The following is a 14,243-nucleotide window of genomic DNA, read 5'->3' as shown; positions in this document are numbered from 1 at the left end:
TTGAACAGCCCAGTAGCGGAGAACGTCACCGTACTCGACACGGCCAAGCTGCAGTCCGCTTTGGACGATGTGCACCGCGCGGGGATGCCCGGTGCGTACGCCGAAGTGCGCGCGCCGGGGGTGACCTGGCGCGGGGCCGCCGGGATCGCCGATCTCGACACCGGCCGCCCCGTCGAGCCGGACATGCGGCAGCGCGTCGGCAGCATCACCAAGACCTTCACCGCAGCCGCGGTCCTGCGCCAGGTCGAGCGGGGCCGGATCGAGCTCGACGCGCCGATCGGCCGGTACCTGCCGCGGCGCGTACCGGGCGAACGCGGTGAGCGCGTCACGGTCCGGATGCTGCTCAACCACACCAGCGGTTTCGCCGAGTACCTGCCGTACGCCTTCCCGTCCCTCGGAGCGTGGCCGTCGCTGCCGGACATCAGGCCCGAAAGCCTCGACGCCAACCGGTTCCGGCACTTCCGCCGGGAAGAGCTGATCGAGCTGGGGCTCGCGGCATCCGGGCGGAACGAGCCGGGAGGCACGCCCGGCGTGTACTCCAACACCAACTACCTGCTCCTCGGCGAACTGCTCGAAGAGGTCACCGGTACTGCGGCGGAGGAGTGGATCACCCGCGACGTCGTCGCGCGCGCCGGGCTCCGGCACACCGGGTTCCCGGACGACCCGCACCTCGAAGGGCCGCACTCGCGGATGTACGAGGGGCTGTTCGGGCTGATCGCGCCGCCGCGCGACTACAGCACCTACGACATGTCGTGGGTGCGGACCGGGGCCGGGATGGTGTCGACCGTCGAGGACCTCAACCGGTTCTACGGGAAGCTGTTCGCGGGCGAGGTCGTGAGCGCGTCGTCGCTGGCGGAGATGCGGCGCACGGTGCCGGTCATCGCGCAGACCGGCGAGCGCATCGACTACGGCCTCGGGCTGCACAAGGTCGAAATCCCCGGCCACGGCGCCTTCTGGGGGCACTACGGCACGGTATGGGGCGCGCTCACGATGTCCCTCGTCAACCCCGACAACGGGTGCCAGCTGTCGCTCGCGCTGAACCTCGCGCGGTGGAACGAGCTGGACTCCGAAGGAAAGCCGCGCCGCCACCCGATCGACGACGCGCTGGACGCCTTCCAGCTGGCGGCCCTGTCCGTCCACAGTGGATGAACCCGGCGTGCCGGGTGCCCGGCCGGCTGGCGGGAACCCGGCACGGGCGGGAGGATGGCGTGCGGAGGTGAGCGCATGCCGGGGAAAATCGTCCGCGCGGCCATGGCAGGCGGGAACACGATCGGTGCCGAGGTGCGGGAGCCGGAGCCCCGCGCCGACGGCTACCGGCACCTCGATTCACCCGCGCTGATCGAGCGGCTCACCGCCGCGGGCGTCACCACCTACCTTTACGGGATCTGGGACTCGCCCACCGACTGGGACGACCTTCGCCGGGAGTTCCTGCCCGCGGCCGCCGCGGCCGGGATCGAGGTCTGGGTCTACGTCGTGCCCCCGTCGGAATGCTTCCCCGGTGGGCGCTGCTCCCAGCCCTACCAACAGGATTACCTGGCGTGGGCAAGGGAAATCGCCAAGCTCTCCCGCGATCACCCGTGCGTCACCGGATGGGGGATCGACGACTTCCACATCGGTGCCAACCGGGAGAAGTTCACCCCCGAGTACGTGGCCGAAATGCACGAGACCTACCGCGCGATCAACCCGGACCTCGAATTCTGGCTCTGCGCGTACTACGACGCGGCCGTCGACGGCGCGTTCCTGGACACCTACGCCCCCTTCATCGACGGCATCATCTACCCGTACCTCGACGATCCGTTCCACAACACCGAAAACGCCGATGCGGTCGCCGCCCGCTGCGCCGAGATCGCGGCACTGACCGGGCCGAGAAAGCTCGGCCTGCTCCTGCTGGTCTACTGTGGACGGTTTCTCGGCACGCCACGCGATCCCGACGAGGAGTACGCCGCGGCGTGCGTGCGCACCGGGCTCCGCCTCAGCGCGGAAGGCCGCCTCGGGGGAGTGGTGGCCTACGGCCTCCCGCTGGCCGGAAAGCCCGCTCCCGCAAGCGAAAACCGGGCGCTGTACGGGACGGGGCGGCTCGCCTTCACGGCCACGCGGTACGCGCCGGTACCGGTGGGCAGCTCCGCGTGGGCCAGCCAGCGGGTCGGCGTGGTCCCGGACGCGCCCCGCCACGAACTGTCCTTCTGGCACCGCGCCGACTGGCTCGAAGGGACGCCGAGCGCGGGCTGCTACGTCAAGGAAGTGCTGCTCGACGGTGTGGTCGTCTGGCACGAGGACGTCACGGAGAACCCGCCGAGGCAATGGCTCAACGGGCACCCGTGGCAGGGCGCGGTCGACGTCGGCGCACAGCTGCGCGGCAAGACCGAGGCGACGCTGACCTTCCGGCTGACCCGGCAGCGGGAGGCGGCCGGGTTCGGCGTCGACGTCGGCTTCGACCGGCTGGAGACGATCGGGTGCACCGTCACCGACCCGGATTTCGACCGGCGCGGCGGGTGGGCCTTCGGCCACGACCACGGCGCGCTCAACGCCGCGATCGACCTCGCGCACCCGGACCGGCCGCGGCGCATCCTGGCCGCGGTCACCGGCGAGTTCGGGGCCGCGGCGCCATCGCCACCACCCCCGCCACCATGAGGTCGAGGCCGAATTCGTAGTGGGAGTCCTGGTCTTCGCAGGTGGTCAGCGGCCCGGCGGCTTCGACGACGTGCGGGTACCGCTCGCGGGGGAGCGCTTCGTAATACCGCCGCACCTCCTCGGTTTGGGCGGGGGACGCATTTCCCGGCTGATTCGCGACGAGGCTCATCACCGTGCTGAGCGCGTGGCGGGAAATATCGGTCGCTTCCTTGGCGGAGAACCCCGCGCCCCGCAGGATCGCCAGCACCTTTTCCAACGCGGCCAGGTAACCGGGGGATTCGCAGGCGCTGGAGGTGATCAGCGCGCCCGCCCACGGGTGCTTGCGCAGCGCGGTGACCAGCGCCGTGAGCACGCGGTGGAACTGCTCGCTCCAGCGGGCGCGCCCGTCGACCGCCAGATCCACCTCGCCGAGGATCCGGTCGCCCAGCGCGGCCATGAGCAGGCCCTTGTCGCGGAAGTGCCAGTAGAGCGCCATCGGCGTGACCCCGAGGTCCTTGGCGAGCCGCCGGATCGTCACCGCCGCCAGCCCCTCGCGGTCGGCGAGCGAGACCGCTTCGGAGAGCACCACGGCCTGGCTCAGCCGTGGCCGCTCGACGGCGTCGCGATCGGGTAACTGCGTCATCGATCGCAAGCATACGGCGCGTGCACGTGCATTCCCCTGCTGCGCCAACGAGGTGAGTTCGGCGACCGGATTCGACGAACGGACGTGGCGGCGTTACCGTGGGAGGGCATCGTTGAATCGCCGCGGTTGCTTGGAAACAGCTGAGGCGGCGATTATGGACAGGTCAACCGGATTCGAGGCGAGCGGCATTTCCTGCCAGCGGGCATAAGCTGACTCTCTGCGGTCACCTCATCCTCCCCCGTCCGGGTGTGCGCCCAGACCCTGCCATGATCGCGGAAGCGGGACACCACCGATCGGCGGTTTGCCATGCCCAGTTCCAGGTACGAAACCCCACCAGCGGCACCGGTCGTGACGACCGGTGTTCCGGACCGCGCGTTCACCGCACTCCTGGCCCGTCTGCACCGCGCCGCGGACGACGGGCAGGGGCTCGACGCGGTGGGCGCGGGCACCACGGCGCCCCTGCTGGGCGTGGACGCGCTCACCCTGTGCGCGGTCACCGAGGGGGGCGCGCTGGAACCGCTGTGGTCCGATCCGGACAACCTCCTCGGTACCGATGCCGACGACCTGCAGGACCGTCACCGCGAGGGCCCCAGCCTGGATGCCACGCGCCTCGGAATCGCGGTCAGCGCACCGGATCTGAACACACTGCCCCCGCGGTGGCCGTCGTTCCAGCCCGCGGCGCTGCGGACCAGGGTCCGCGCCGTCATCGCCACCCCGGTGACGCTCGGGGCGGCCGCCATCGGCGTGCTCGCCGGGTACCGAACCGCGAGCGGGGTCTTCTCCCGTGAAGACAAAGGGCACTTCGGCGGTTTCGCACTAGTGGCAGGCCAGCTCCTGCTGCAAACGTCGCGGCGTGGCGCGGAGGCGGAGGAGGGCCCCCATCGCGCGGAGGTCCACCAGGCGACCGGCGTCCTCGCGGTCCAGCTCGGCCTTCCGCTCGGCCAGGCGTTCGCCGTGCTGCGCGCCCACGCCCGCGAGCACGACCGGTCCCTGCTCGCCGTCGCCGAGGACGTAGTGGCTCACCGCGTGTTCTTGCGCGCACCCTGAGGCCGACGCGCTCGCCGGGCGGTTTCCCCGCCGGCGCAATACGATCGGCCGCATGATCAACCGCGTACTCGGCACGGTCGTCGGGCTCGTCGCAGCCGCCGGGCTGTGCGCGTGCACGAACCCGAGCGGCAAGTCCTGGGCCATCACCTACGAACTGAGCGGAAAGGCACCCGGCGAGACGGTCACCGAGCTGACCTACGCCGAGTCCAACGACCGCTACCAGGACGAGGTGTCCGACCACCGGCTGACCGGGCCGCTCGGGCTGCCGTGGAAGCTCGAGGTGATCGTCAGCGCCGGTCGTGACGCCGCGGTGACCGCGACACCCGCCGGGCAGGCGGTGCTGAGCTGCCGCGTGCTGCTTGACGGGAAGAAGGAACTCGCCAAGGCCACCTCGCCGGGGCCTGGCCAGCCCGTGAAGTGCAGCAAGACCACGGACACCTGACCCGGCTAGTGTCCGGTTAGGACAGTAACGGTGCCGCGGCGTGCCGATCGAGGCTGGCGGTGAGATCGGGGCGGGGGAGTGGCACGACCGGTGCCCCCGGCGCGGCGAGGGTGCCGCCGCGCACGTCCGCGAGGAAGTCCGCCACCGCCGAGGGATCCGGGGTGAGGGAGCCGCCGAGGAGCGCGACGACGATGAGGTCCTCGCCGGAGTGCGTCTCGATCGCCACCGACCAGCCCTGCGTCTCGTCCCAGAGCACGGCGACATCGCGATCGGCGTGACCGGGCAGCCGCCAGTCCACCGCGATGTACCCGGTGGCGGGCGAGCTGGTGTCGACGGCGCACGACTCCCAGCCGACGCCGATCGCGACGCTGACGCGGTGCACGTACTCGCGAAGGCGCGTGGAGAATTCGAGATCTGGCCCGATCTGCGGGCGGGCGGTGAAGGGCACGACACTCCATTTCCGGCGAGATGAGGTTTCCGGCGGGACGGAGCTCCCCGCGGGCTGTCCGCGCGGCGAGGGTGCCCAGCCCGGCCGCCGGTCAAACCCGAAAGTGGTCTGGACCACAATTTCGTACCGGAGGTGGCCTCAGTAAAGGGTGTTGTGCAAAGGGATCGTGATCTGCTTGAGCCAGGTGCCCGTGGTGAAGTCGCGCGCCTTCACCACTACGGCTCGGCGGCCGACCTCGACCTGCAGACCCTGGTTGAAGGCGCCGCCGAGGGACACTTCGCCGCCCTTGCCGTCGTCCTTCCAGCCCACCTGCACCGCCGCGGTGTTGAGCACGGGGAAGCCTTCGAGGTTGCCGGTGCCCGGCACCACCCGGCGCACCGCCCAGTCGGCCAGCGTCAGGTCCCAGTGGGTGTGCCCGGAGAACAGGAACACGTCGGGGTAGCGGCCCAGCACCGAAAGCAGCCGGTCGGCCTGGAGGTAGTCGCTGAGGTACAGCTTGTTGCGCGTGCCGGAAACGGTGTCCGGCAACGGGTGGTGGGTCAGCACCATCACCGGTTTCCGCCAGCGCGCCCAGTGCGCGAGCCGTCGTTCGAGCCAGGTGAACTGCGTGTCGCTGAGCCAGACCTCGTCCCACAGCTTGGGGTCGTGGTACTTCGCGTACCGTTCGGTGCCGAGGCACAGCACGGGCACCCCGCCGAACGACGTTTCGGTGTAGGTGGTGTTGCGGCCCGCGAAGGTGAAGAAGCTGCGGAACAGCGAGTCCTCGGTGACTCCGTTCGGCCAGGTCTCCTGCGCCAGCGTGTCGGGGTCGCGCCACTTCGGGACGTAGAACTCGTGGTTCCCGATGGCCCAGGCGACGGTACGGGGATGCGGGTGCCGCTTCAGGGTTTCGGCCACCTGCGCGTACTCGAAGTCGTAGCCGCGCGGCGTGATGTCGCCCGCGATGCCGAGCCCCGCGCTGTCCGGGGTGGTGCGGGCGATGTCGTCCAGCGCCTTGCCGAAGTCGGCGAGATCCCCCTGGATGTCGCTGATGACGTTGAACCGCACGGTCGGCTCCCACGGCGGCGGCCACGTGCTCGCCTGCGCGGCCGAACCCGGCAGCGCCGTCGCCGCCAGCGCGCCGCCCCCGGTCATCATGAACGATCTGCGATCCACTCGAACTGCTCCTCGTCTGTTTTGCCCGACCCGGCTGGTGAACGTAACCAGCGAAACTGGCCCCGCCGTGTACGCGGCCTGAACTTCTGCGGTGGCGGGCCGGAAGCGGCCACGACGGGACCCCTCCCCGTGCCGAAGGGCTACAACACGTGCATGCGTCACTACACCGCCGCCTTCGCGGCCCTCGCCCTGCTCCTCGCCGGCTGCGGCGGTGAAGCCCCGGTCGCGCAGGCGCCGCCGAGCACCAGTCAGCCGCCGACCACCACCCAGCCGCCGCCGTCCACCACGTCCAGCGCCACGCCGACGTCCAGTTCCGAGGCGCCGTCCAGTTCCCAGAAGCCGCTTCCCGTCGCTCCGCCCAGTTCCAACGTGAAGGACTGCTTCGACGGCGACTGCACGCTGCTGCTGGCGAAACCGGCGAAGATTCCGTTGGACACCAAGACGTTGCACTACTCGTCGATGCGCGTCACGTCGATCAGCGCGGAAAGCCTGGCTTATTTCGTGCCTTATCCGGGAGGCGGCGGCGCGTCGTCGACCGTTGGGGTCGGGCTCGGCGGCAGCGCCTTCGGCTTCAAGGACGGCCCGATGATCAGGGTCGGCCTCACGCTGGTCGACGGGAAACCCGCACTGGTGCTCCAGCGCGACAACGGCTCGTGACCGCGGATCCTCGCCCCCAAGCGTCCGCTTAGGACGGTGGAGGGGCGAGGAGCCGGTAGCTCGCGAGGAAGTCGGCGTAGGTGTTCGCCCGCACCGGGGAGCCCCAGTTGCGCGCGGAGTACCCGCCGAGCCACGGGGCGAACCGGTCGCGCACCTGCTGCTCGGTCTGGAAGGCGGCGTCGTCGCTCCAGATCGCGAGCACCGAGCCGAACTGGCCGGGCGTTTGCCTTGGCACCTCGTCGTATTCGAGTTCCTGGGTGAACGAGGTCCGGAGATAGCGCTCGGGCCGCCACCGTTCGAACAGCCAGCCCGGGGTGCGCGTCTTGCCGGTTTCGGCGTCCTGGAACCGCTTCGCGATCACGTAGTACAGCAGGTTCTCGTCCATGTTGCGAACCAGGTACCCGGCGTCGAGCCAGTCGCGGACCCGCGGCCACTCCGGCGACTGGCGCGCCCAGAAGTCCACGATCACGCTCTTGTCGAGCGGTTCGAGGCGGGGTTCGACCCTCCACGAGTTGTTGTAGGCGATCGCGGTCTTTCCCTTGCGCGCCAGCAGGTCCACCAGTTCGTTCTGGTAGTGGTCGTATCCGTCGTACACGTCGGCGCTCGCGCCGACCTCGGCGCGGGCGTAGCCGAGCAGCTGCGGCACCTTCGCCGGATCGTGCAGCGCGGCGAATTCGTCGCCGCCGATGTGGAAGTAGCGGCCGCCGAACAGGTCCGCGTACTCGTCGACGAGTTCGCCGATCAGCTTGCGGGCGGCGGGGTTCGAGTAGTCGAGGTCGCCCTTGCTCACGGTGCCGTCCGACAGCCGCACCTGCAGCTCCGGGTGCGCGGCGAGCGCCTGCCCGAGGTGCCCCGGCGAATCCAGCGCGGGTACCACCTCGACGTGGTACCGCTTGGCGAAGGTGATGAGCTGCCGCACTTCGTCCTTGGTGAGCGCCCCGTCCCGCGAAACGACCTCCGGGTGGCGGTCGCTGGCGATCCGGAACCCGGTGCTCTCCGAGAAGTGCAGTTCGAGGGTGTTGTTCTTCTGCCACGCCATGGCGCGGACGAGATCGCGCAGCCAGCCGGGGCTGAAGTACTTCCGGCCGTTGTCGACCATCACCGTGCGGTTCCCGCGCAGCGGCGCGTCCAGCACGTGCGCCGCCGGTACCGCGCGCGGCCCTCCCGCCAGCGTCGCCGCCTGCAGGAGAGTGCGGGTGCCGTAGAAGACCCCGGTGTCGGTCGCGCCGACGATCCGCGCGCTGCCGCCGACGTCCAGCGCGTACCGCTCGGGCGAACCACCGGCCGGATCGCCCAGCGCCAGCCAGATGTCACCGGGCCGGACGGCGTGCGCGCCCGCGGTGACGATCCGCGGCCGTGCCGGGGTGAGGCCGGTGCTCGCGAGCTCGCCTGCCAGCAGCCCGGCCTCGTCGGACAACCTGTCCCGCGCCGCCGGGTCGACGACGATCCGGGTCCGGCCCGACGGCGACCAGCCGGGCCCTGCCGCCGCGCCGACCTGCTGCGGGGCGGGAACGAGGTGCGTCCACAGCGGATCGGGGCGGGCGGGGGACGCGTTCGCGATGCCGGGGAGAGAGGCGGCCGCGAGGCAGAGGGCCGCGGCGAGCCGGGCGGCGCGGGGCAAGCGGATGGCCATTGATCGGTCTCCCGTCCTCGATCCACGGACACGTGTGACGTTAGGTGATCGAAACTCGGCTGCTTCGTGCAGATATTAGCACGATCTCGGCCGATTGATCGGATGTCTTGCCCGTCCGGCGCCTCGTCGCGGCGCCGGGGCGCCCGGCCGCCGCCCCGGCGCCCCTTATCTGTCCATTTCGGACCCAGCGACCTCGTGTGCAGCATGAATTCGGCTACTTCGTTCCATTCGTTCCGGTGGGCGGGGCGGGTGCGCCGATTTCGGGTCAAATCGCGGTGAAGTGCGGATATAGATAGGTATCCGCACCTTTTACCCTGCATGATCAGGTGATCTCGATGGGTAGTGCTGAATGCATTCAAAGCAGGTCAGCCGCGTTCTCACGGTTTTGATTCGCGGAGTGGTGTGATACGGACCACCACTCGAATTCGGTCCGGCAGCCAAAAGTAGGGGTTCACCCCGGACGGTCGTATGCCAACCTGTACCGGTTGTCCGTAACCGCACCAGGAAGGCAGTGATCGTGGCGCTGAAAAACCGCGCCGGTCACACAGAACGGACGTTCCTCGGCCACCCCAGGGGACTGTCCACACTGTTCATGACCGAGATGTGGGAACGCTTCTCCTACTACGGGATGAAGGCGATCCTTCTCTATTACATGTACTACGAGGCGGCGCACGGCGGTCTCGGGATGGACAAGTCGCTGGCGAAGAGCCTGGTGTCGGTCTACGGCGCGGCGCTGTACATGTCCGGTATCGCGGGCGGCTGGCTTTCGGACCGGCTGCTCGGCGCGCGCCGTTCGATCGCGGGCGGCGCGGTGCTGATCATGTTCGCCCATATCACCCTGGCGATTCCGGGCGGCGGCGCGCCCGCGCTCTACGTTTCGATGATCCTTCTCGTGCTCGGCACGGGGTTGTTGAAACCGAACATCACGAAGGGCGTGGGCGATCTCTACGAAAAGGGCGATAATCGGCGAGATGCCGGATTCACCCTGTTCGTGATGGGTGTGCAGATCGGTGCCTTCCTCGCCCCGATCATCGTCGGCAACATCCTCACCAAGCCGAGCCAGGACGACCCGACCGGAAACCACTTCCACCTCGGCTTCGGCGCCGCGGCGATCGGCATGGCGCTCGGTCTGGCCCAGTACCTGCTGCGGGCGAAGAAGACGATGGGCGACGCGGGAACGCACATTCCCAACCCGATCGAGCCGGAGAGCAGGACGCGGGTGTTCGGCACCGCGCTCGGCGGGCTCGCGGTGCTGGCGCTGGTCGTCGTCGTGCTGGCGATGACCGGAACGCTCAGCGCGGAAGGGGTCGTCAACGCGATCAGCGTCATCTCGCTCGTGCTGCCGCTGATCTACTTCGTGGTGATGCTGAAGAGCAGCAAGGTCACCGCGCAGGAACGCGGGCAGGTCGTCGCCTACATCCCGCTGTTCCTCGCCATGGTCGTGTTCTGGTTCATCGAGGAGCAGCAGGCCGGGGTGATGGCGCAGTACGCCGATCAGCAGACCGCGCTCGACGCGTGGGGCTTCCACATCGACCCGACGCTCGCGCAGTCGGTGAACCCGGTGATGATGCTGATCTTCTCGCCGGTGGTGGCCGTGCTGTGGACGAAGCTGCGCCGCCAGCCCAGCACCCCGCAGAAGTTCTCCGTCGGGCTGGTCCTCACCGGGCTCGGGTTCGCGATCCTGTTCCTGCCGTGGGTGTTGCACGGCGCGGACGCCAAGGTCGATCCCATCTGGCCGCTGCTGAGCCTCGCCACGATCGCGGTCGGCGAGCTGTTCGTCAACCCGGTCAGCCTCTCCGCGACGACGCAGCTCGCGCCCGCCGCGTTCGCCGCGCAGGTCGTCGGGTTGAACTACGCCGCCAACGCCGCGGGCCAGGGGCTCATCGCGCAGGCGTCGAAGGAGTACGACGCCGCGAGTTCGGGGCCGTACTTCGGCATCTTCGGCGTGATCGCGATGGCCGTCGGTGTCGGGTTGTGGTTCTACTCGCCCGCCATCCAGCGCCGCATGGTCGGCAAGAACCAGAGCGAGTCCTGAGGCTCGGTTCCCCGAGGGCGCCGCGGCGCCCTCGGGGAACCGAGCACGTTCTCGGTCGACGTCAGTGCCGATCAGCCGACCGGCGGTCGCGGTACTGCCGCGGTGACGTGGCGAATTCGCGCTTGAACGCCTTGGCGAACGCGAACTCCGAGGCGTAGCCGACGCGCGCGGAGATCGTGCGAAGCGGCTCGCCGGTGGTGCGGAGCAGGCGCGCGGCGAGGGTCATCCGCCACCACGTCAGATAGGTCAGTGGGGGCATCGTCGTGGTGGTCTTGAACTTGGCGGCGAAGGCCGCGCGGGAAAGCCCGGCCTCGCGAGCGAGGTTTTCGACCGTCCAGGGGCGGGCCGGTCGGCGGTGGATGGCGCGGAGCGCGCTGAGGATCGCGGGGTCGTTGAGGGAAGTCGCCCAGCCGGTGGCCGGGTGCTCGTCGAACCATTCTCGCAGGATGAGCACCAGCAACGTGTCGACGAGCGCGGGCACGATCACCGCGCCGCCGGGCCGGGGCGCCGCCAGTTCGGTTCCGAGGAGTTCGATCGCGCCGCGGAGTGCGGCGTGGCGTCCTGGCGCGGACGGCAGGTGCAAGACCGGCGGGAGCTCGTCCAGGACCGGGTGGACCCGATCGCGGTCGAAGTAGTAGGCGGCGCACAGGGTTTCGGTGACCGCGCCGTGCCCGGGGATCTCGACCTCGTCGACGGGGCTTTCGTCGCTGGCGACCGGGTCGAAGTCGATCGCGGGCGTGGCGGGATCGTCCGCGAGCACGTAGACGCGCGGGTGGGGGACGAAGACCACGTCCCCGGGATTGAGCGGGATGGCGTCGGTTCCTTCGGTGACGAGCCAGCAGGACCCCTGCAGGATCACGTGGCAGCCGGCCGCTCCCGCGGCGGGAAAGCGCACCCCCCCACGGGGCTCGCGTGCGGGTCCGGGCGGCGTGCGGGCGCCCGGTGCGCATCGTGGCTAGCGCGTCGCTGAGAACATCCACGACACGAACCGTACCGTCTGCTCGCATCAGACGGACGGACATGAATTCCGGACGAACGCGCATTCTGCGTCCATAACGAACCGCATAGCATCGCTGATCAGTGACAGGCGGTCGTTCAGAAGTCCACGAAAGCGAGGTTCGTCGCATGCCATTCAGCGTCGTCGTAGGGGCCGGGCCGGTGGGGTGTACCACCGCCCGGCTGGTGGCCGGCTCGGGGCAGGACGTGCGCCTGGTCTCCCGGAGCGGACGCGGGCCGCGGCACGACCGGATCGAAACCGTCGCGGTGGACGCGGCCGACACGGCCGGCCTCACGGAGTTGACGCTCGGGGCGACGACCCTGTTCAACTGCGCGATGCCCCGGTACGACCGGTGGCCGGCCGAGTTCCCGCCCCTGGCCGCCTCGCTCTTGTCGGCGGCCGAGCGGACCGGCGCCGACTACGTGCTGCTCGGGAACACCTACGGATACGGGCCCGTCGACGTCCCCATGACGGAAGACCTCCCGATGGCGCCGACCACCGTCAAGGGGAAAGTGCGGGCGCGCATGTGGACCGACGCGCTGATGGCCCACGAGGAAGGGCGCGTCAGGGCGGTCGAAGTGCGGTCAAGCGAATACCTCGGCGCCGGCGCCGCTTCGGCGTACACGCTGATGGTGGTGCCCGCGGTGCTGGCCGGCGCCGAAGCCGCCTACCCCGGTGACCTGGACGCCCGCAAGAGCTGGAACCACGTCGGCGACGTCGCCCGGACCCTGGTCGCCGCCAGCCGCCAGGCTTCCGGAACCGACTGGGGACGTGCTTGGCACGTGCCGCCGACCGCCACGCTGTCCGTGCGCGATCTCACGCGGCGCCTCGCCCACCTGGCCGGGGTGGCCGATCCGGTGCTCACGGCGATGTCGTTCGAGGAGCTCCGGAAACTCGGCGAGACCGATACGGTCATCGCCGAGATCGTGGAGATGTACTACGTAAACGACCGCCCGCACATCCTCGACCCGGCGACGACCCGAACCCGGTTGGGAGTCGGCGCCACACCCATCGACGAGGTGCTGCGGGAAACGATCACTGGCGGCTCGGAGGGAGCCCGATGACCAGCGAGCCCACCGAGTCCGCCGAGTCCACTGTGGTCACCGATCTCGTCGGCGACGTGCCGATCGCTTACGTGCGACCGACATCGGGTCCCCCGCGGCCGCCGCTGGCGTTGTGGGTGCCCCACCTGACCGGTACCAAGGAGGACTACGTCCCCGTTCTTAGCCGGCTCGCCGACGCCGGCTACCTCGCGATCAGTCTCGATCCGTGGCAGCACGGCGAGCGCGGAGACGAGAGCCCGGACCAGATCGCCGCGCGAGTCTTCGCCGGCTTCCGCGACCACATGTGGCCGATCCTCGGCCAGACCACGCTCGACGCGAAACGCGTTATCGACTGGGCCCTCACCGACCTCGCGCGACCGGATGTCGTGGCGGGCGGCGTCTCCATGGGCGGAGACATCGCGGTGGCCCTCGCGGGAATCGACCCCCGGGTGCGCCGAGTCGCGGCGATCGTCGCCACCCCGGACTGGACCCGTCCTGGCATGCGGGGACTCGCCGATCCGCCGCAGGTCGTCGACCAAGGCCACGCGGGGGAGACCGCTCGATCGTTCTACGACCGACTCGATCCCATCACCCACCTCGATGCCTACTCCCACCAGCCGGCGATCGCGTTCGAGAACGGGGCCGCGGACACCCACATCCCGCTCGACGGAGCGATCCGATTCCGCGACGCGCTGAGCACCGCACATCCGGGGATGGCGGATCGAGTGCGCGTCACCGCTCATCCCGGGGTCGGCCACTTCGACGGTGCGCAAAGCGAGGTGCTGCTCAGCCGCGCCATCGAATGGCTCATTTCCGCGCCCCGCTGACCATCGACGGCCGCTCCCGCGTTCGTTCCCTTGGCGTATCGGGTGTGCGCGGGTGGTGTTCCCTGGAGGGAGCCTTCGGGGACCTATGTCGACCTCTCCGTGAGCCACCTTCGGGGCGTCGGCGACGGGAACCTAGAACCGGCGTTTCGCTTCGGTGGCGGCGGGACTGGTGGTGAGCTTCTCCAGCAGTCCGATGAGGACGGTCTGCTCGCGCTCGGTCAGCGAACTGCTCCACGCCCGTTCGCGCGCGTTGTGCGCCGCGTAGGCGTCGACGATGGCGCGGTGGCCCACCTCGGTCAGGGCGAGCACCACCGCGCGGCGGTCGTGTTCCGCCTGCTCGCGGGAGATCAGGCCGTCCCGTTCGAGCGTGCGGACCAGCGCCGAGACCGCCGCCCTGCTCATCCCGGAGAGCTGGGCGACGCGCTTCGCCTCCAGCGGCCCGGCGAGCCAGAGCACGAACAGCACCCGGAAACCGCCCCAGCTCCACCCGCGCGGCCGGTGCACGGTGGACTCCCAGTCGTAGACCAGCGCGCTCGACAGCCGGTGCAGGGTCAGGCCGAGCCGCATCGAGGCCGGGTCGACCTCCGGCAGCTCCGCGGTCGCTCTGGCGACCGCGTAGTCCACGAAGGTCAGGTACTCGAGATCCTTCGACTCGGCAGGTTCCGCGCTCATGGCCGCAAGATTAGCTTCCGTTCCGGTGGTGATC

General features: G+C 69.8%; 14 protein-coding genes. 8 read left to right on the top strand and 6 right to left on the bottom strand.

Annotation, left to right across the window (positions count from 1 at the left end; all coding sequences use genetic code 11):
- A complete protein-coding gene (locus HUW46_RS05820; RefSeq protein ID WP_254125846.1) occupies positions 1-1,149 on the top strand; it encodes a serine hydrolase domain-containing protein in 1,149 nt (382 codons plus the stop codon).
- Positions 1,150-1,224: 75 nt separating this feature from the next.
- On the top strand, positions 1,225-2,631 hold the full coding sequence (locus HUW46_RS05815; protein ID WP_215546294.1) for a hypothetical protein: 1,407 nt from the start codon (positions 1,225-1,227) through the stop codon (positions 2,629-2,631).
- Here the strand turns inward: HUW46_RS05815 and HUW46_RS05810 are convergent.
- The gene (locus HUW46_RS05810; RefSeq protein WP_215546293.1) at positions 2,579-3,253 is read right to left on the bottom strand and encodes a TetR/AcrR family transcriptional regulator; all 675 of its coding nucleotides are present in this window, start codon (positions 3,251-3,253) and stop codon (positions 2,579-2,581) included. The two genes, HUW46_RS05815 and HUW46_RS05810, sit on opposite strands and share 53 nt — an antisense overlap.
- Before the next feature lie 306 nt (positions 3,254-3,559).
- Here HUW46_RS05810 and HUW46_RS05805 point away from each other — a divergent pair, with 306 nt between their 5' ends.
- Both HUW46_RS05805 and HUW46_RS05800 read left to right on the top strand, forming a co-directional pair.
- Entirely contained in the window at positions 3,560-4,300 is a 741-nt protein-coding gene (locus HUW46_RS05805; protein ID WP_215546292.1) for an ANTAR domain-containing protein, read from the top strand.
- 52 nt (positions 4,301-4,352) lie between these two features.
- Positions 4,353-4,742, top strand: a complete 390-nt coding sequence (locus tag HUW46_RS05800) for a hypothetical protein (protein WP_215546291.1) — start codon at positions 4,353-4,355, stop codon at positions 4,740-4,742.
- Between the two features lie 16 nt (positions 4,743-4,758).
- Here HUW46_RS05800 and HUW46_RS05795 read toward each other — a convergent pair whose 3' ends face one another.
- Together HUW46_RS05795 and HUW46_RS05790 are read right to left on the bottom strand one after the other, a co-directional pair.
- A complete protein-coding gene (locus tag HUW46_RS05795) occupies positions 4,759-5,190 on the bottom strand; it encodes a DUF6292 family protein (RefSeq protein ID WP_254125844.1) in 432 nt (143 codons plus the stop codon).
- 138 nt (positions 5,191-5,328) lie between these two features.
- Positions 5,329-6,345: a metallophosphoesterase family protein gene (locus tag HUW46_RS05790; RefSeq protein ID WP_254125842.1), complete on the bottom strand. Its 1,017-nt coding sequence runs from the start codon at positions 6,343-6,345 to the stop codon at positions 5,329-5,331.
- A 153-nt stretch (positions 6,346-6,498) separates the two neighbouring features.
- On the opposite strand from HUW46_RS05790, the gene HUW46_RS05785 reads away from it, so the two are divergent.
- Positions 6,499-7,002 carry a hypothetical protein gene (locus HUW46_RS05785; protein WP_215546290.1) on the top strand — a complete coding sequence of 168 codons (504 nt, stop codon included), beginning with the start codon at positions 6,499-6,501 and terminating at the stop codon, positions 7,000-7,002.
- A gap of 28 nt (positions 7,003-7,030) precedes the next feature.
- On the opposite strand, the gene HUW46_RS05780 is transcribed toward HUW46_RS05785, so the two are convergent.
- Positions 7,031-8,635 (bottom strand): family 20 glycosylhydrolase, encoded by a 1,605-nt coding sequence (locus tag HUW46_RS05780; protein ID WP_215546289.1) that lies wholly within the window; start codon positions 8,633-8,635, stop codon positions 7,031-7,033.
- 517 nt (positions 8,636-9,152) lie between these two features.
- Between HUW46_RS05780 and HUW46_RS05775 the strand changes: the two genes are divergently transcribed.
- Positions 9,153-10,670, top strand: a complete 1,518-nt coding sequence (locus tag HUW46_RS05775) for a peptide MFS transporter (RefSeq protein ID WP_254125841.1) — start codon at positions 9,153-9,155, stop codon at positions 10,668-10,670.
- Positions 10,671-10,731: 61 nt separating this feature from the next.
- On the opposite strand, the gene HUW46_RS05770 is transcribed toward HUW46_RS05775, so the two are convergent.
- Positions 10,732-11,529: an AraC family transcriptional regulator gene (locus HUW46_RS05770; RefSeq protein WP_215546288.1), complete on the bottom strand. Its 798-nt coding sequence runs from the start codon at positions 11,527-11,529 to the stop codon at positions 10,732-10,734.
- Between the two features lie 266 nt (positions 11,530-11,795).
- Between HUW46_RS05770 and HUW46_RS05765 the strand changes: the two genes are divergently transcribed.
- Together HUW46_RS05765 and HUW46_RS05760 are read left to right on the top strand one after the other, a co-directional pair.
- Positions 11,796-12,731: an NAD-dependent epimerase/dehydratase family protein gene (locus tag HUW46_RS05765; RefSeq protein WP_215546287.1), complete on the top strand. Its 936-nt coding sequence runs from the start codon at positions 11,796-11,798 to the stop codon at positions 12,729-12,731.
- Entirely contained in the window at positions 12,728-13,537 is an 810-nt protein-coding gene (locus HUW46_RS05760; RefSeq protein ID WP_215546286.1) for a dienelactone hydrolase family protein, read from the top strand. Before HUW46_RS05765 ends, HUW46_RS05760 begins: the two co-directional genes overlap by 4 nt.
- 132 nt (positions 13,538-13,669) lie before the next feature.
- Here HUW46_RS05760 and HUW46_RS05755 read toward each other — a convergent pair whose 3' ends face one another.
- A complete protein-coding gene (locus HUW46_RS05755; RefSeq protein ID WP_215546285.1) occupies positions 13,670-14,209 on the bottom strand; it encodes a MarR family winged helix-turn-helix transcriptional regulator in 540 nt (179 codons plus the stop codon).
- Between the last annotated feature and the right edge of the window lie 34 nt (positions 14,210-14,243).

Source organism: Amycolatopsis sp. CA-230715, assembly GCF_018736145.1.
Classification (GTDB): domain Bacteria; phylum Actinomycetota; class Actinomycetes; order Mycobacteriales; family Pseudonocardiaceae; genus Amycolatopsis.
This window is presented reverse-complemented; position numbering and strand designations above follow the sequence as displayed.